This is a genomic window from Alienimonas californiensis, assembly GCF_007743815.1.
GTDB lineage: Bacteria > Planctomycetota > Planctomycetia > Planctomycetales > Planctomycetaceae > Alienimonas > Alienimonas californiensis.
In genome coordinates this window covers 1,486,707-1,502,971 of the sequence record NZ_CP036265.1, presented here as the reverse complement: position 1 = coordinate 1,502,971, position 16,265 = coordinate 1,486,707, and the positions used below count along the sequence as shown (strand labels likewise).

At 72.5% G+C, this 16,265-nt stretch carries 15 protein-coding genes, 1 tRNA gene and 1 pseudogene; 11 read left to right on the top strand and 6 right to left on the bottom strand.

The genetic code is table 11. The features are described from left to right. Positions 1 to 13 precede the first annotated feature (13 nt). Positions 14 to 2,494 carry a hypothetical protein gene (locus tag CA12_RS05795; RefSeq protein ID WP_145357923.1) on the top strand — a complete coding sequence of 827 codons (2,481 nt, stop codon included), beginning with the start codon at positions 14 to 16 and terminating at the stop codon, positions 2,492 to 2,494. Between the two features lie 56 nt (positions 2,495 to 2,550). Here CA12_RS05795 and metX read toward each other — a convergent pair whose 3' ends face one another. Next, positions 2,551 to 3,786, bottom strand: coding sequence for a homoserine O-acetyltransferase MetX (gene metX, locus CA12_RS05790; protein WP_207622211.1), 1,236 nt, complete (start codon positions 3,784 to 3,786; stop codon positions 2,551 to 2,553). A 285-nt stretch (positions 3,787 to 4,071) separates the two neighbouring features. On the opposite strand from metX, the gene CA12_RS05785 reads away from it, so the two are divergent. Next, a tRNA-Gln gene (locus tag CA12_RS05785) sits at positions 4,072 to 4,142 on the top strand. Positions 4,143 to 4,455: 313 nt separating this feature from the next. Here the strand turns inward: CA12_RS05785 and CA12_RS23200 are convergent. From CA12_RS23200 to CA12_RS05760, 5 genes and pseudogenes are all read right to left on the bottom strand, one after another. Beyond that, positions 4,456 to 5,298, bottom strand: a pseudogene (locus CA12_RS23200) (tyrosine-type recombinase/integrase); the annotation flags it as partial. Between the two features lie 261 nt (positions 5,299 to 5,559). Beyond that, the gene (locus CA12_RS05775) at positions 5,560 to 6,693 is read right to left on the bottom strand and encodes a tyrosine-type recombinase/integrase (protein ID WP_145357922.1); all 1,134 of its coding nucleotides are present in this window, start codon (positions 6,691 to 6,693) and stop codon (positions 5,560 to 5,562) included. 64 nt (positions 6,694 to 6,757) lie between these two features. Then, positions 6,758 to 6,985, bottom strand: coding sequence for a helix-turn-helix domain-containing protein (locus CA12_RS05770; protein ID WP_145357921.1), 228 nt, complete (start codon positions 6,983 to 6,985; stop codon positions 6,758 to 6,760). Between the two features lie 227 nt (positions 6,986 to 7,212). Continuing rightward, positions 7,213 to 7,605 (bottom strand): transposase, encoded by a 393-nt coding sequence (locus tag CA12_RS05765; RefSeq protein WP_165700581.1) that lies wholly within the window; start codon positions 7,603 to 7,605, stop codon positions 7,213 to 7,215. A gap of 822 nt (positions 7,606 to 8,427) precedes the next feature. Then, positions 8,428 to 9,528 (bottom strand): hypothetical protein, encoded by a 1,101-nt coding sequence (locus CA12_RS05760; protein ID WP_145357919.1) that lies wholly within the window; start codon positions 9,526 to 9,528, stop codon positions 8,428 to 8,430. 593 nt (positions 9,529 to 10,121) lie between these two features. On the opposite strand from CA12_RS05760, the gene CA12_RS21885 reads away from it, so the two are divergent. The 9 genes from CA12_RS21885 to CA12_RS05720 all read left to right on the top strand — a co-directional run bounded on the left by CA12_RS21885 (position 10,122) and on the right by CA12_RS05720 (position 16,183). After that, positions 10,122 to 10,271, top strand: coding sequence for a hypothetical protein (locus tag CA12_RS21885; protein WP_165700580.1), 150 nt, complete (start codon positions 10,122 to 10,124; stop codon positions 10,269 to 10,271). Positions 10,272 to 10,311: 40 nt separating this feature from the next. Continuing rightward, positions 10,312 to 10,725, top strand: coding sequence for a DUF1257 domain-containing protein (locus CA12_RS05755; protein WP_145357918.1), 414 nt, complete (start codon positions 10,312 to 10,314; stop codon positions 10,723 to 10,725). Between the two features lies 1 nt (position 10,726). Next, positions 10,727 to 10,921 carry a DUF2997 domain-containing protein gene (locus CA12_RS05750; RefSeq protein ID WP_145357917.1) on the top strand — a complete coding sequence of 65 codons (195 nt, stop codon included), beginning with the start codon at positions 10,727 to 10,729 and terminating at the stop codon, positions 10,919 to 10,921. Positions 10,922 to 11,055: 134 nt separating this feature from the next. Then, entirely contained in the window at positions 11,056 to 12,513 is a 1,458-nt protein-coding gene (locus tag CA12_RS05745) for an AAA family ATPase (protein ID WP_145357916.1), read from the top strand. An 87-nt stretch (positions 12,514 to 12,600) separates the two neighbouring features. Further along, positions 12,601 to 13,638 (top strand): hypothetical protein, encoded by a 1,038-nt coding sequence (locus CA12_RS05740; RefSeq protein WP_242688131.1) that lies wholly within the window; start codon positions 12,601 to 12,603, stop codon positions 13,636 to 13,638. Further along, the gene (locus CA12_RS05735; protein WP_145357915.1) at positions 13,635 to 13,895 is read left to right on the top strand and encodes a hypothetical protein; all 261 of its coding nucleotides are present in this window, start codon (positions 13,635 to 13,637) and stop codon (positions 13,893 to 13,895) included. Before CA12_RS05740 ends, CA12_RS05735 begins: the two co-directional genes overlap by 4 nt. A gap of 97 nt (positions 13,896 to 13,992) precedes the next feature. Continuing rightward, a complete protein-coding gene (locus CA12_RS05730; RefSeq protein WP_145357914.1) occupies positions 13,993 to 14,199 on the top strand; it encodes a hypothetical protein in 207 nt (68 codons plus the stop codon). A gap of 95 nt (positions 14,200 to 14,294) precedes the next feature. Then, positions 14,295 to 15,716 carry a hypothetical protein gene (locus CA12_RS05725; protein ID WP_145357913.1) on the top strand — a complete coding sequence of 474 codons (1,422 nt, stop codon included), beginning with the start codon at positions 14,295 to 14,297 and terminating at the stop codon, positions 15,714 to 15,716. A 41-nt stretch (positions 15,717 to 15,757) separates the two neighbouring features. Further along, positions 15,758 to 16,183: a hypothetical protein gene (locus CA12_RS05720; protein ID WP_145357912.1), complete on the top strand. Its 426-nt coding sequence runs from the start codon at positions 15,758 to 15,760 to the stop codon at positions 16,181 to 16,183. The last annotated feature ends 82 nt before the right edge of the window (positions 16,184 to 16,265 follow it).

Sequence of the window (16,265 nt, the reverse complement as noted above, 5' to 3'; positions counted from 1 at the left end):
ACGATCAGCACGCATGTCCGCCGTCGCAACCCGCCGTCCCGCGCTGCTGCCGGTCCGTCGCCGCGAAGACCTCGTCGTCCGCGAGCAGTACTTCCGCGGGGAACGCCGCTGGGTCGTCAAGGACCCGCTGGCCCGCACCTATTCCCACCTGCGGGACGAGGAGTTCGCCGTGCTCTCCCGGCTGGACGGGACCGCCACCGCAGACGGCCTGCGGGCGGCGTTCGCCCGGCTGTTCCCGGGGCGGGAGCTGACCGGGCCGGTCCTCGCCGGGTTCCTCGCGGAGCTCCGGGCCGGCGGGCTGGTCACGGCGCCGACGGGCGGCGTGGCGAGGGCCCCGCGGGCGAGGTGGTGGAAGCGCGTCGCCCGCTGGCCGGCGTCGCTGCTGGCGATCCGGTTCCGGGGCGTCGACCCGACGGCGTTGCTGGTTCCGCTGGAACGCCTTGTCCGGCCGCTGTTCTCCACGCCGGCGCTGCTGGCGGCCGCGGCACTGGTCCTCAGCGCCGCGGGGCTGTTTCTGCTGAACGCTGACGCGATCCTCGCCGCCCTGCCGGACGTGGGGGCGTTCCTGTCGGCGGACAACCTCATCTGGCTGCTGGTCGTGATGGGGGCGATGAAGGTCCTCCACGAACTCGGCCACGGGCTGACCTGCACGCACTTCGGCGGGGAGTGCCGGGAGCTGGGGGTGATGATCCTCGTGCTCGCCCCCTGCCTGTACTGCGACATCTCCGACGCCTGGCTGCTGTCCGACCGCCGCAAGCGGATCGCCACGGTGGCCGCGGGGGTGACGGTGGAGGTCGTCCTCGCCTCGGCGGCCCTCTGGTTGTGGTGGCTGGCGGAGCCGGGGCTGTTCCGCACGCTGTGCCTCAACGTCGCGGTGGTGGGGTCGGTCAGCACCGTGCTGTTCAACGGCAACCCGCTGCTGCGGTACGACGGCTACTTCGTGCTGGCCGATCTGCTGGAGGTTCCGAACCTCTCCGAGGAGGCCAAGAAGGCCTGGCGGGAGGCGATCGCCCGCTGGTTCCGCGGCCAACCCCGCCCCGGCCGGTACGCAGCCTCCCCCCCAGTTCGGGAAGGCGGGCCGTCGCCGCTAGGCGGCGCGCCCTCCGCGACGACATTGCTCTCCGAGGAGGGCGAAGAGCCCGCCCGGCGGCGCTGGCTGCTGGCCTACGGGGCGGCGGCGGCGGTCTATCGGGTGTTCCTCACCGCGGCGATCGCCTGGCTGCTGTTCACGATCCTCACCCCGCTGGGCCTGCGCCCGCTGGCCGAGGCGATGGCCGTCGCCGCGGCGCTGGGGCTGGTCGGAACCCCGCTGCTGGCCGTCGCCCGGGGCTTGGGGGAGAGCGTCCGCGGCGGGCTGGACCTCGCCGGCGGCTGGCGGGGGGCGAAGGGAACCGACCTCGCCCCGACCCGCCCGCCGATCCGCCCGACCCGCGTGCTGGCCGCGGCGCTGGCGCTGGCGGGGCTGGTGGGGGTGATCGGTTTCCTGCCGCTGCCCGAAACCGTCGAGGCCCCCGCGGCCCTCCGCCCGGCGGACGCGGTCCGGGTGTTCGCCGTCACCGGCGGGACGCTGATTCACGCCCTCCCCCCCGGCGCCGCGGTCGAGGCGGGCGAGCCGGTGGCGGTGTTGGAGGACCTCGAACTGGACCGCCAACTCGCCGAGCTGCGCGGCCGGCTGGAGATGATCCGCCTCCGCCGCGACCTGCTCGCCGCCCGCCGGTTGGAGGACCCCACCGCCGCCGCCGGGCTGTCGGGGCTGGACCGGCAGGCGGCGTCGCTGGCCGCCCAGCTGCGACGCCGGGAGGAGGACCGGGAACGCCTGACGCTGCGGGCCCCGCTCGCCGGCACGGTCGTCCCCCCCCCGCTCACCCCCGCGCCGCCCGCCTCCTCCGGCTGGGGGGCCGACGACCCCGGCGCCGCCTTGCCCGCCTGGACCGGCGACCCGCTGGACCCCGCCAACCGCGGCGCCCTCCTCGCCCCGGGCACGCTCGTCGCCCTGATCGCCCCCGTCGACCCCTTCGGCCCGCCGGCGGGGTTCGACGGGAAGGAGGGGGCGATTGCGACCGCTCCCGTGCCGGCGGAGGCCCGGTTGGTGGTGCCGGAGGCGGCCGTGCAGCGGGTGCGGGTCGGCCAGCGGGTGCGGTTGAAGTTCGCCCAGCGCCCCGGCGCCGTGCTGACCGGCGAGGTGACGGAGGTGGCCGCGGAGGCGCTGCGGAGCGTCCCGCGGGAGCTGGCCGGCACGGCGGTGGCCCTCGCCGCCGGCCCCGCCGCCGCTGCCGACGGCCTGGACCCCGCCGACCCCTCCGCCGCCCGCCCGGCGGAAACGAGCTACGAGGTCCGCGTCGCCCTGGACGGCCAAACGGGGAACGGGGCCGCTCCCGCCGCCGGTCTGCTCAGCCGCGGCGTCGGCACCGCCAAGATCCGCGTCGCCGCCCGCCCCCTGCTGGTCCGGGCCTGGGAAGCCCTGCGCCGGACATTCCGATTCGATCTGGGCTGAGCGGAACGGGCGTCTCGTCCCCCCTCGCCCTCAAGGGAGAGGGGAGCAAGAGGCCCTCACCCCAGAAACGCGTTGACGATGCGGCCCAGCCGGGGCAGTTCTTCTTCAATCAGGAAGGCGTCGTGGCCGTAGGGGCTGGCGAGTTCGGCGAAGGTGGCGTCGCCGCCGGCGGCCAGCAGCGCCCGGACCACCTCCCGGCTGCCGGCCGTGGGGAACAGCCAGTCGGTCGTGTAGCTGAGGATCAGGAACCGCGCCTTTGCCCGGGCCAGCGCGTCCTTCAGCGAGCCGCGGCCGCGGGCCAGATCGAAATGGTCCATCGCCCGCGTCAGGTACAGCAGGCTGTTGGCGTCGAATCGCTGCGTGAACCGTCGGCCCTGGTAGTCCAGATAGCTTTCGATCTGGAACTGCACCTCCTCGGCGATGTCGTGCTTGAAGCCGACCGAGTCGGCGGCGCCCTCCCCGCCGGCGCCGCCCTTCCTGCCGGACGCTTTGCCGCGGCGTTCGCCCTGCAACCGGCGGCCGAACTTCCGTTCGATGCTGGCCTCGGACAGATAGGTGATGTGGGCCAGCATGCGGGCCAGCGCCAGGCCGGCGTCCGGGCCGGGTTCGCCGCGTTCGACCGCCGCGTGGTAGTCCCCGCCGCGGAAGTGCGGGTCCGTCAGGATCGCCCGCCGCCCAACGGCGTTGAAGCCGATCCCCTGCGGCCCCAGCGAGGCGGCGCTGGCGATCACGATCGCCGCGTCCACCCGGTCGGGGAACCGCACCGCCCATTCGAGGGCCTGCATGCCGCCCAGGCTCCCGCCGATGACGGCCTTCAGGCGCTCGATGCCGAACGTCTCGCGGACCAGTTCGGCGTGGACCTCGACGATGTCCCCCAGCGTGACGAACGGGAACCGCAGCCCCCAGCGTTCCCCGGCGTCGCCCTCTCCGGAACCGGGGCGGACGCTGCCGGGCCCGGTGGTGCCGCTGCACCCGCCGAGCACGTTGGCGCAGATGACGAAGTGCCGGTCGGTGTCGAGGCCGGGCGGTTCGGCGTTCGGTTCCGAGGAGTTCGAGCCGGGGCCGACGAAGCCGTCCCACCAGCCGGGTTTTTTGTCGTCGGGGGAGAGCCGGCCGGCGACGTGGGCGTCGCCGGTGAGGGCGTGGCAGATGAAGACGGCGTTGTCTTTGGCGGCGTTAAGTCGGCCGTGCGTCTGATAGGCGACGGTGACGGGGCCGAGGTCCACGCCGCCCTCGGTCCGCAGCGGGCGTTTGTCAAACAGCGTCGCCGTCCGCACGACGGCGAGCCCCAACGAGGCCGCGTCCGGTCCCGAGGCGGCCGGGTCCGGGGCGGCCGGATCGCGGGGGTCGTCGTCGGCGAGGCGGGGCGGTTGGGAGAGGAGGGCGGACACGTGCACAGGGTACCCGCTGCGGGCGGGCGGGCCGAACCTTGGGGGGAGAACGGGGGTCGGTCATCTTGCCGCCCCGCGGATCGCGGTTTACGGTACGCCCTCCCCGCGGCGCCCGCCGCGGCGGAGTCGATCGCCGCCCGCCGCGTCCGCCCCAGCGGCCGCCGGTCCGAGTCCCCGGCGATCCGTTCCCCGATGGTGTAACGGTAGCACCACAGATTTTGGTTCTGTTAGTCCAGGTTCGAATCCTGGTCGGGGATTTAATGGGACTTGCACGGAGCGGCGCCCGGCGGCGCCGACCGGCAAATCGCTCCGCTGCGTAGGCATTTTCTCGCCGACGCGTCCTTTCGTGCTGCTCGACGCCGCTCCGTGCTGCGCCGGTTTCTGCGCCACGAATGCGCCGCTTTCTGCGCCGCGTTCGTCCCCGTCCCGCCCGCCGGCGGGGTCGCTGGCCCGGTCGAAGTCGGCGTCGGTGACCCGAAGGTAGTGCTCCCGGGCGACCGCCTGACTGTTCCCGATCCAGGCGCAGACGACGTGCTCCGGGTGGGAGGCGGCTAGTTCCGTCTGCCGGGTGGCCCGCATGTTCTGGAACGGCTTGGGCCACGGGGTGAGTCCAGCCCGCTTCACGATCCGCAGGAACGTCGTCCGCAGGTTCGCCGCCCGGTCCCGGGAGTGGGTCACGACGTACGAGCAGTCCGGGGCCGCCTCGCGTCGGGCGGCCTTCAGGTGTTCCCGCAGCTCCGGGAACAGCGGGATCGTGCGTTTCGCTCGGCCCTCGTGGTGCTCGGTCTTCGGGGAGTGCACCGTCATCCGGTTCCGCTCCCAGTCCACGTCCTCCCACGTCAGCGGGAGCAGCTCGGAGACGCACCGCAGGCCCCCGAACCGGGCGAGGGCGACGATCAGCCGCCACTGGGCGTCCGGGCAGGCGGCGAGCACCCGCTCGGCCTCCCCGCGGGTGACGAAGTGGAACTTGTCGGGGTTGCCGCGGACCTGGGTCTTCTGACCCGCGAACGGGTTGCGGTCGATGAGTTCCTTGCGAACCGCGGCGTGGAACACCTGCTTCGCGCGGCCGACCCGCCGGGCGACGGTGTTGCGGCCGAGGGTCTCCGCGAGGCAAAGCCGGTAGTCGTCCGCGTCGCCGGGGGTGACCGACCGCAGCGGGCGGCCCGGACCAAAATACGCCTTCAGGTCGGTCGCGCAGCGGACGAGGTGCTGACGGGTCTGTTCCTTGAGGTCGGTGCGGGAGGCGGCGTAGGCGTCCGCGAACGCCCCCACGGTCGACGGCGCCCGGGCGACGACGAGGCCGGTCGCCGCCAGCTTGGCGTGCAGGCCGTCGTCGAGCCCGTCGACCCAGGCGGCGACCTCTTCGTCCGGCGGCTCGCCCGCCCGGACGGCCGCGTTCAGCCGCCCGACCATCTCCCGGACACGCTCGGCGGCCTCCCTCGAAACCTTCCCGAGCCGCACGGCTTTGCGGCGGCGGTCGAGGGCGGTGAACTGGACCCGGCGGCTGCCGCCGACGTCGGTGCTGAGGGAGGCCATCGGCGATCGTCCTGACGCGGCGGGCGGGCCGCCCGGGACTTCCGGACGACCCGCCGACCGTATCCCGGGACCGTTGCGGGCCGCCACCGCCCCGGCGGTCCCTCGGCCGACCTGGCGCCGTCGAACCCGCCCCGACGGTTACCGCGGCTTGTTCGGCGCCTTGCCGTCGCCGGCGACCGCCCGCTGGAAGTCAACATCGATCGTCCGCAGGTAGTGCTCGTTCGCGACGTCCTCGCTATTCCCGATCCACCCGCAGACGACGTGGCTCGGGAACTCGGCCGTCAACTCCGTCTGCCGGGTCGCCCGCATGTTGCAAAACGGCTTGGGCCACAGCTTCAGGTCGGCCCGGCGGGCGATCGCGGCGAGCGGCCCGCCCAACGCCCACGACGTCCCCTCGAAGCCCGACAACACGGAATCGTCCGGGGCGGGGTCGCCTGCCTCCTGCCGGAGGGCGCTTAGGTGAAGACGCAATTCCGGGAACAACGGCGTCACCCGCATCCCCTTTCCCTGATGCGCGGTCTTTGAGGAGATGACGGTCAGCCGTCCGGCGTCGACGTCGACGTGCCGCCATTGGAGCGGGCGCAGCTCAGAAGGGCACCGCAGCCCGCCGAACCGCGCCAGGGCCACGACCGCCCGCCATGGGGCGTTCGGGCAGGCGGCGATCAAGGCCTCGGCCTCCTCCCGGGTGACGAAGTGGAACTTGTCGGGGTTGCCCGTCACCTGGCACTTTTGGCCCTCGAACGGGTTGCGGTCCAGCAGGCGGCCGCGGACGGCGGCGGCGAAGATCTGTTTGGCCCGCCCGACCCGGCGCCGAACCGTGTTCTCCGCCACGCCCCGAGCGAGTTGAGTTCGGCGGTACTCGTCGGCGTGGGCGGGGGTGACGTCTCGCAGCGGCGTCCGGTCCCCGAGGACAGCCGCGAGGTCGGCGGCGGCCCGTGCCAGATGGTTCCGGGTCGCCGGAGACACGTCCGTCCGCGAGGCGACGTACTCCCGGGCGAAGTCGCCGACCGTCGCGTGCCGCCGGCGGGCGACGAGTCCCACGGCGGCCAGGCGTCCGTGCAGCACGTCGCCCAACCCGGCGACCCATCGGGCGGTGTGGTCGTCGGGAGCGTGCCCGGCCAACTGCGCGGCGGCGAGGCGTTCGATCATGCCCCGCACCTGTTCGGCGGTCTTCTTGGAGACCTTTCCGAGGCGGACGGCGCGGCGGCGGCCGTCGCGGTCGACGAACTGAATGCGGCGGCGTCCGCCGGGATCTTCGGTGAGAGAGGCCATGGGAGCAGGGGAGCGAGCGTGGGAAAGCGTGGGAACGAGGAGTCGGGCGTCGCGGCGGACAAGGTCAGTCGTCGCCCGCCGCGGCCTCCTCCCGGCCCGCGGCCCAAGCCTCCAGCGCGGCCGGCCGGTATCGGACGCACCGCCCCACCATCACGCGGGGCAGGTTCCCGTGCGGGACAGTCACGTCGCGGAGCTTGCGCTCGCTGATCCCGAGGACGTCGGCCGCCTCGCGGGGGGTGAGCAGCACGCGGAACGGGTCGTTCGATTCGACGGGCGGGAACGGCGAAAGCATCGGACTGATCTCGGCGGGAAGGAACGCGGCGCCGGCCGGTCCGGGACGACGCCCCGCAACTCCCGGCCGACTGATGCCGGATCTTGCCGGGAACGCGCTGTCCGCCTGTGATCATCGAACGTTGTTTTCAGCGACCCGGTTTGGGTATGGCGGGACGAGCGTTCGAGCCGACGTCGTTTCGCCCCGGCGTCGATACCGTTTGCACATCGGTTCTCAGAAGCCAGCCGTTACCCCTCACGGGACGGCAGCTCGGGGCGGGATCGAAAGCGGCGTCGTTCGCCCTCGGGCTCACGGCGATGCCAAGGGATCCGCCCCTCTTCGGAGGCTTTACGAACTCTTCCCAAGAAGGCCTCCAACTCTCCGCTCGTCTCCCAGCGTTTGTAGCGGCGGGCGAGCGTGTTCCACAGTCCGTCGTGAGGCGCGAAGGATCGCCACGACTCTTCGTCCTTCTCGTGCTCTTTGTCGTTCTGATGAAGCATCCAGAAGATGGCGTTGACGAACTCTCGGTCGTATTTCCCGGGGCGGCCCTGGGAATGCAGGAGCGGACGAACCGCGGTCCACTCCTCGTCCGTCAACTTCGGCGGCCAAGAGGGACCGTGGGGCTTTTCGTCATCGGGCATATTGACCTCTCGTACAGCATGCGGTCTTGTCCTCCCGGCGACAGTTTGTCCACAGCGTTGCCGGTCGTGGCGGGACATTGTCCACAGGCGGGGACGAGACTTCCACGATTGTCCACGGCGTGAGGGCTTCGCGATCGCTGCCGTGTCTGTCAGAGAGGCGAAGTCGAGGGTTCGCCAAAATCCGCGCACTCCGCCGCCAGCGGTGCCCTGGCCGGCCGTTAGGCCGGCGGGTCCGGTTCCCGGTCCTCAGGCCGGGCAGCCTCTGACGAGGCGTCGTTCGACGTCGGCGACTCGAGGGCGCAAGGGTCGTTTTTCTCCTGGGCACCCCGGGTCGCGGCTTGACGGAGCCCGGATTCAGTTATGAAGGAGAAAACACAATCTCGCGGCGCCGCTGGCGAAGCGGCTGGTTCGCCCCGGAGGCGTCCCTGCCCCCTACCCGGGGTTTGGCTACCCCGGCAGCCGGACCTCCTCCCGCGTATAGGGGAGTCGCCCGCCCGGCCCGCCGCCCGCCCCCGGCCCGTGACGGGTCCATGTCGTCGCCGGCCCTGACCGCGATCGCGAGGCGGGGCATCGGGTTTTTCCGCAGGGCGGCCTCCGGGGGAGGACTCGCCGAACGCGGCGACCGCGTCGGGGGACGCGTGACGGGCCGAGCTTCGCCGGCCGACGTCGAGACCCCGCCGGCCGCAACCGCGCCCGCCGGGGCCGCCGACGGCGTCCGGATCTCTCCGCACCTCAGTCGGCCGTACCAGGTTGGTTCAGGACCGTTGTTCGCGTGCGGGTGCGAACGTCGTTTTCGGCGGGGCCGAGGGCAGGGGCCGAGAATTAACCCGGCCGTAGCAGGTCGTCGTTCAGCGTGACGTACCGGTCTCCCGCTTGGTTCGTAATCTCGATGACTTTCTTACGGTCTACGCAGAGGTAGTTCTCGTCGAAGAGGTCCTTGAGGTTCGAGAAATACGTCCTGACTGTGTTCCACGTCGGCGGGTTCGCCCGGTCGAACGCGACGGCCTCTCGTACGGCGTCTTCGTGGAGTACTTTGTGGCTCGACGACGAGAACGCCTGCAACAGTTTTCGATATCGATCGGGAAGGGCGAAGGTGACGCCTCGAAACGTCGCTTTTCCCGGAGGGCCGAACGTCCACTCATCCTTCGACGGAACGGCTGCGGCAGACAGGCCGTCTCCGGAAGGCGTCTGCCCCGTTGCGGCTGCCTTCGGGACGACCTCGAATTCCACGGAGAAGTCGATCAGAAACCCAGACGTGCTTCTGAGTCTGTAAGACCTCGGAAGCCGGCGATTCTCGTCGGTGGAGATTTTTTTTATGACTAGGTCGTAGAGGGGCCGAACGTCCTCTTGCCGGAACCGGGTGATCAGGCACTGTTCTTCCTTTGCCCCTCTCAGTGACGGCTGCAGAGCGGCAGGACCGATCACCGTCCGCTCGACGCGGCACCAGTCGAGGCCGCGGCGGTAGAGCTCGACGACGGGATAGTCCAATGCGTTACGTACGACTTCGGCGCCGGTCCATCCTCGCGGGTCAAACTGGATGGTCTCATCCGCACCCGGACTTGGCGAAAGCGGCAGCTCACCCAGCACGGGGCGGAGCATGTCGGGCACTTGTCCGAGGGGAACCTGCCGGCCGTGGAACACCGGCCCAGGATCGGCCGCGTAACGGAAATGTTCTATCCCGCTCGGACGAAGGATTTCGAGCCGTTCAGACTCCTCCAGTCCCCACGGCCAAGAGATCGCCGGGAGGCCGATCGCCGGGTTTTCCTCGGGACCGGAACCGGTCGCCGCGAGCACCGCTGCGGCGACCTCGTCCTCGAGGAAGACGCCGCCGACCTCTGCGTTCCCCAGCGGAGGGATCGACCACCCTGTCTCGTCCGGTACGTTGAGCGCTTCCTGAAGATCGTCCGAGAAGCGGCCGGTCATGAGAAAGTGGGCGCCCCACTTCCACAGGCGTCGTCCGTCCCACCCTACCCACGGGCTGCGCATCAGGGCCTCACGCCCCCTTCGCTTCGAGACGTCGAGACCCAGCCCGGTCGCGCGCTTCGGAAGCAACTGAACGTCGAACCGTGCAGGCTCAATGCGGAAAGGGCAGGCCCGATTCTCGGGGACGACGGTAAGCAGAGTTCGGGTTCGCATAGCGGAGGCTGTTTTGTCGAGGCTCAAGACAGACGGCGTGAGCGTGCCCGCGAAGGCTTTGGTTCGCATTGCCCCCTCCCATGCTCCGTTGATCGTCCTCGTAGGCCCCGAACCTCGAAGGCATTGCGAAGTGCTCGAGGCGAAGTCGGCCTTGGCCGGGCGGGTGTCGTCTCCGGGGGAATCGGTTGACGGCTGGGGGGACGTAAGGTCGGACGAACGAGCCCGATCGCAGGCCCGACGAGACAGAAATCTTTGAGACCCGAGTTTCGGCCCTCGTCTCTCGGCGAACCACTAAAAGGGGTCTTGATTTGCGGCACTGTGGGGTGAGGCCGGCGACGCCGCCGGTCGCCTTCTCCATCTCCCGCACCTGGAGCCGTCCTATGCCCCGACTCCCCCTCCCGCCGCGGCTGGCCGCCGCGGCGGGGCAACTGCTGCTCGGCCTGTTGGCCGACCTCGCCGCGGTCGCCGCCGGCCGCACCGCGGCCCCGCCCGACCCGGCCTGCGAGCCGTCGCCGCGCGACGGTCGCTGAGCCTTTCCTCGTCCCGTCCCCCAATCCGGAAGTCCACCGCATGAGCCACATCGTCACCGTCGCCGCCAAGGCGACGGACCCCGCCGCCCTCGCGGCGGCCTGCGACCGGCTGAAATTGCCCCCGCCGCAGACCGAGACCGTCACCTTCTTCGATCGCAGCGTGCAGAGCGGCCTCGCGGTCCGCCCGCCCGGGTTCGTGTACCCGATCGTCTGCGACGTCGAGACCGGCGACCTGTACCACGACACGTACGAGGGCCGCTGGGGCGACGAGACGTTCGTCGGCCGGCTGCTCCAGGCGTACGCCGTCGAGGTCTCCAAGCTCCAGGCGAAGGCCCGCGGCCACCGCGTCGCCGAGACCGCCCTCGCCGACGGCAGCGTGAAGCTGACCGTCACCGCCGGGGCCGCGGGCTTCGGCGGGACGTCCCAATACCTCTCCGCCGGGGAGGCCGCCTGAGATGTCTCCCCGCATCGAGATCACCGTCACGCCGGCGGGCGAGACCTCCGTCGAGACGAAGGGCTTCGCCGGTCCCGCCTGCCGGGCGGCCAGCCAGCCGTACGAGGAGGCCCTCGGCGCCAAGACCGCCGAGACGCTGACGCCGGAGTACCACGCGGCCGCCCCGGTCGCCCAGACGGTCGAGCAGCGGGCCTGACCGCCCGCTGTTCGACCCCCGTTCTTTCCCAACTCACCACCCACACCGAGGAGACGCCCATGCCGCGTCGACCGCGGGGCCCCGCCCCGCCCGAACCTGATGACGAACCGACCCCCGCGGCCCCGCCCCCCGGAATGGCCGCGAAGCTGGCGGAGCTGATCGCCGCCGCCTTCCCGGGCGTGCTGGCGGTCAGCCCCGAGCCGGAGGAGGTCCTCCGCGACCTCACTGGGCTGTGCCGGGAGCGGGGCTGGAACTTCGCCCCGTGGACCGCCGACGGCGGCGAGGACGGCCCCGCCGATCCGCTGGCCGCCATGAAGGCGCTGCCGCAATCCGGCGACGGGGAGACGCCCTCACTCCTCGCCATGGTGCACCCGCAGCGATACCTGAACAGCCCCGAGCTGCTGGCCGCGATGCGGTCAGCGTTGGCGGCGGGCAAAACCCGCCGCACGCATCTGATCCTGATCCAGCCGACCGGTGAACTGCCCCCGGAGTTGTCCCGGGACTTCGCCGTCCTGGACTGCCCGCTGCCGTCCCGGGAGGAACTGGAGGCCGTGGCGCGGGGCGTGGCGACGGAGGAGGGCGAGTTGCCCGACCCGCTCACGCCCGTCCTCGACGCCGCGGCGGGACTGACCCGCAGCGAAGCCGAGAACGCCTTCGCCCTCAGCCTCGTGCGGCACGGGCGGCTGGATCCCGATCCGCTGTGGGAGCTGAAGGCGAAGCAGCTCGCCGCGGGCGGGCCGCTGTCCCTGTCCCGCGGCGGCCCCGGCTTTGACGCCCTCGGCGGCATGGAGGCCCTGAAGACGTTCTGCCGGACCGCGCTGACGAACGGTTCGCCGCGGGCCGAGGCCAAGGGCGTGCTGCTGCTGGGCCCCGGCGGGGTCGGCAAGAGTTCCTTCGCCAAAGCCCTCGGGGCGGAGGTCGGTCGGCCCACCCTCACGCTGGACGTGGGGGCGCTGATGGCCGGACTCGTGGGAGCCACGGAGGAGAACACCCGCCGGGCGTTGGCGACGGTCGAGGCCATGGCGCCCTGCGCGCTCTTCGTCGACGAGGTGGAGCGGGCGCTGGCCGGCACCTCCGGCGGGGCCCAGGACTCGGGCGTGTCCTCCCGCCTGCTGGGCACGATGCTGAGTTGGCTGGCCGATCGGCCGGCGGGGGTGTTCGTCGTCTGCACCGCCAATGACACTTCGAAACTGCCCCCAGAATTGACCCGCAGCGGGCGGTTCGACGCCACGTTTTTCCTGGATCTGCCGGGCGAGGAGCAACGCCGCGGGATCTGGGAGACCTGCCGCGAGCGGTACGGCGTCGCCGCGGGCGAATCCACGCCCCCGGACGCCGGCTGGACCGGGGCGGAGATCGAATCCTGCTGCCGGCTGTCGGCCCTGCTGGGCGTGAGCCTGGCGGAGGCGGCGACGCACGTCGTGCCGGTGAGCGTCTCCGCAGCGGAGCCGCTGGCGAAGCTGCGGCGGTGGGCGAGCGGGCGGTGCCTCGACGCCGAGGCCGGCGGCGTGTTCCGCCCCGCCGGCGACCGCGGTGACGAGGCCCCCCGCCGGCGGACCAGCCGGCCCGGGAAGCAGAACTTCTCGCTCAACTGACCGCCGGCGCCGTCCGGCGCTTCATCTCTCACACGCCCCGGCCCCTTCGCCGGGGCGTTTTCATTTCCCTCCTCACGAGTTTCACCCATGACCCTGCTGATCAGCCCGCCGCGACGCGGGCGTAGACACGACCCCGATCTGCCCGACGCCGAGACCGATCACGGCGCCGCGGAGGTTACGATCCTCGACGAGGAGCGGGACCACCGGGAACAGGATCCGGCCGACCGACTCCGCCAGGACGCCGCGGCCGTGCGGCTGCACGTCTCCTGGCCCGGCCTGCGGCGGACGCTCTCCGCCGAGCAGAAGGACGAGGCGGCCAGCCCCTTCGACGCCGAGTCCGGCTCGCTGTCGGCCAGCAAGAAGCTGCTGGACACGAAACACCCGGCCCTGCGGGCCGCGGCGAAGGTCCGGCACGCGGCCGTCTCCCACTGGAAGTCAGCGTCGCTGCCGTATCCCGAGAACGGCGTCCGCCTGCTGCCCCGCAACGACCTGCCCGCCTTCGAGCGGCGGATGACGGAGCTTCAGGAAGAGTTGGCTGACGCCGCGGCCGAGGTGGACCGCTGCCGCGACGAACTCGTCTCCCAGGCCCGCCGCCGGCTGGGCGACCTGTTCGACCCGGCGGATTACCCGCCCAGTCTGGCCCCGCTGTTCGGCCTGTCCTGGGACCTGCCGGCGGTCGAGCCGCCCGAATTCCTCCGTCGCTTGTCGCCCCGCCTGTACCAGCAGGAATGCGACCGCGTGCGGCAGCGGTTCGAGCAGGCGGTCGAGTTGGCCGAGCAGGCGTTCGCCCAGGAGTTGGCCCAGTTGGTCGAGCACCTCCGCGAGCGCCTCACCGGCGGCGAGGGCGGCGGACCGCGGGTGTTCCGTGACTCCGCCGTGGAGAACCTCACGGAGTTCTTCCAGAGGTTCCGCCGGCTCAACGTCGGGGGCAACGAGGAGCTGGACGCCGTCGTCGCCGAGGCCGAGGGGCTGATGCGGGGCGTGGACCCGGTCGACCTGCGAGCCTCGACCGGCGTCGGCTGGCTCCAACAGCGGGTGCGGGAGGGCTTGGCCGGCGTGGCCGAGGCCCTCGACCCGCTCGTCGCCGACGCTCCCCGCCGCCGCGTGCTGCGGAACCCGCGATGAGCGGGGACACGCAGGAGCTGTTCGTCGGCCCGGATGGCACGGCCCGCGGGCTCTACGGCGAACTGATCGACGCCGGCGCCCTCGGCGCCGCGTCCGTCATGCGTGCCAGTCACGTCGAGCCCGCCGACGGCGGCGGGTGGACTGCAGACCTCTCTCCCAGCGGCGGGCCGGTCCTCGGGCCGTACCCGCTGCGGAGCGCCGCCCTCGCCGCCGAGGCCGACTGGCTCACCCGCAATAGGCTGACCCCGCCGGGCTGAGGGCCCGGCTCCATCTCTGTCTTCCCCCCAAGCGGCGGGTCGGCCCAGTGCCGGCCCGCCGCTTTTCCATTCCCACTTCAAGAACAGGAGCAATCCCATGCCCCAGCACGAATTGAACCGCCGCATCGCCGCCGTCACGGGCGAGCGCGTCGCGGACATCGCCCGGATGGGCTTCCAGATCGATGGCCCGCCGTCGTTCGCCCACTTCGACGACGACCTCGGCCCCATCGACTGGGACGAGCAGCAGGCCCGCCGCCGCAGCGACCTGGCCCGCTGCGGCCGCGGCAAGGTCGCCTTCCACTGAACCGAAGGCCGCGGCGCCCACGACCGGCGGCGGGTTCGAACCCCGCCGCCGGCCTTTTCACCTCATCCAAACCACTCCGAACACGAGAGGGCCCCATGCCCCCGCTCACCTTGCCCCGCCGGACGCTGCACGGTTTCCGGCTCGTCCTGCGAAAACACCTGAACCTGAAGGGCCGCGACGCCGGCCCGCCGATCCGTATTCACGCCGTCGAGGAGGGCGGAACCCGCCTCACCGCGATCGCCCCGGACGGCCGGGGCGTCAGCCTGCTCGTCCACGGCGACCGCCCGCCGGCGGACCTCGTCCTACCCTTCGACCTGTTGGCCGAGGCCGGCGCCGCCCGGAGCGGCGACGTCTCCCTCGCCGAAGCCGACGGCGGGAACGCCGTGGTGGCGAACTGGGACGAGAAGGGCGTGCCCCGCAGCGCCCGCGGCACGGTGGAGAAAGCCGAGCGCGACCGGGCGGCGGCGTTCGTCCCGCCGGCCGTGGAGGAGTGCCACGCCCCCGGTCCCGGCTTCGCCGACGTCCTGCGGCAGGTCGTCGCCGTGACGGACGCGGAGTCCACCCGCTACGCCTTGGGCTGCGTGCGGCTGGACCCGCTCGGCGGCCGGGTGGAGGCGACGGACAGCCATCATCTGCTCATCGCCCGCGGGTATTCCTTCCCGTGGGACGAGCCCGTCCTGTTGCCGGCGCCGCACGTCCTCGGCTGCTCCCAGTTGAAGGACACGGAGGTCCAAGTGGCGAGGAGGACGGACGGACCGAAGGTGCCGCTCGTCGTCCTGTCCGCGGGCGACCGGACGCTGTGGACGCCGGAGGCCCGCGACGCCCGGTTCCCGGACTTGGACCGCGTCGTGCCCGGCGGCGAGGGGAAGGCGAGCGTGACGCTGTCGGACGCCGACGCGGCGTTCCTGGCCGACCGGCTGGACCGCCTGCCGGGCACCGGCGACCACCGCCGCCCGGTCACGCTGGAGGTGCGGGACGGCGTGTTCCTCGTCCGGGCCGCCGAGGAGGGCGGGGAGCCGGTGGAACTGGCCACGGCGTCATCGAACGTCCGCGGCGCCGGGATCGCCGTCGCCGACCGGCGGTTCCTGGCCCGGGCCCTCGCCGCCGGCTGCTCCCGGATGGCGCTGCACGGGCCGGAGGAGCCGGTCCGGTGCGACGCGCCCGGGGACGGCGGGACGACCGTCGTCTTCGCCACGCTCGCCGGCGACCCCGTCCCCGCCGAGGGGGCCGTCCGGCTCGCCGCTGAGGCGGAGCCCTCTCCTGCCGCCCCGGCCCCCGCGACCGTCCCGTTCCGCTCCTCAAACCCCGCCCCCGAGATGCCCCGCCCCAAGCCCGACGCCCCCGCTGTGGATCCCGAAGCCCTCCTCGACCGGACCGCGGCCCTCGCCGCGACGCTGTCCGAGGCCGCTTCGCAGGCCCGCTCCCTCTCCGCGGACCTGCGGAAGCTGAAGAGGCGGGACCGGGCCGTCGCCAGTGCCCTCGACGGCCTCAAACGGCTCGGCGGCCTCGCCGCCTGACCAAGCCATTCCCTCACCCTCACCCATAGGAGGTTCGACCCATGCTGAAGCTGAACTGCGGCCTGAGCCGCAAGATCGGGCAGCCGGACTACGGCAGCCGCGGGGCGATGGTCCACCTGGAGGTGGAGCTCTCCGCCGAACTGCTGAAGGACCCGGAGAAGCTCCGGCGGCAGATCCGCGGCTGCTTCGGGGTGGTCCGCCGGGCCGTCGACGCCGAACTGGGCGTCGCGGATCCCGACGACGCACCCGCCCGACTCCAGCAGGCGGCGCCGACCTCACGCCCCCCGTCCGACCCGCCGAGCACGCCGAAGCAGGTGCGGGCCCTGCACGCCTTCGCCCGGCGGGCGGGGGCGGACCTGACCGCCGAGCTGCGGCGCCTCGGCGTCGTCGACGCCGCCGAGCTCTCCCGCCGGCAGGCGTCCGGCCTGATCGACGGCCTCAAGGAGCGGGCCGGCGACCGCCGCTGACCCGTCCCCTCACATGTCGCCCCCTGAACCCCCGCGGCCGTCCCGGCGGGGGGCGGCCGCGGCTCGTCTCAACCCCGCCGCT